This is a genomic window from Streptomyces sp. NRRL B-24572 (assembly GCF_002156145.1).
Lineage (GTDB): Bacteria > Actinomycetota > Actinomycetes > Streptomycetales > Streptomycetaceae > Streptomyces > Streptomyces vietnamensis.
The window spans coordinates 1-668 of sequence record NZ_MWIG01001174.1 but is presented as its reverse complement, the minus strand read 5'-3'; the positions used below and the strand labels follow the sequence as shown (position 1 = coordinate 668).

The following is a 668-nucleotide window of genomic DNA, read 5'->3' as shown; positions in this document are numbered from 1 at the left end:
GGGTCGGGGAGCGGCGAGGTCAGGATGTGACTGTCTTGTTATGCCGACGGGGAAAGAGTGTGCGCGCCGAGTGGAAAAACCGGGGCATTAGGGTCTGTAATGCAGTGTTCACATACTGAGAACGCGCAGTTCCGCTAAGGGGCTTGAGTGAATCTTGGTCCTGTCGCACCCCTCGCCCGACTCTCCGGATATCGGACAGTGGCAGAAAGCTGAGCGGACGAAACCGCTCGCCCGCTCGGCTCGATTCCACATCGTGCGAAGATCACGGAGAGTGACGGGGTCCGGGGCCGGGGCGTCAGGGAAGCTGCACGTACGGCTTCAGGAAGTCACGCGCACCGGGAGTGTCCAGCCGATAGACCACATTGGTCGCGTAGCACGGCGTATCGCCGGTGATCGTGGTGGCCACCAGGGTCGACTTGCCCTTCAGCGTCGCGAAGTTGGGGCCGCCCGAGTCGCCGTAGCAGGCGCCGCCGTTCCCCTGGGGCGCGGTCATGCCGAGCCGGATCCAGGCGCTGTTGAGCGCGTCGAAGGTGACCGGCGCCTTCATGCGGACGCCGCCGCCGGGGTGCGTCTGCCCGCCCGGGCCGCGCTCCGCCTCCTGGGTGCCGTAACCGGCGACCACGAAGGACGTGTCGTTCAGTCCCTGCGGGCCGAGCGCGTCGAGGGCG

1 pseudogene is annotated in these 668 nt (G+C 66.9%); it reads right to left on the bottom strand.

What is annotated here, in order from left to right:
• Positions 1-295 precede the first annotated feature (295 nt).
• Positions 296-668 (bottom strand): annotated as a pseudogene (locus CCN56_RS41115) (hypothetical protein); the annotation flags it as partial.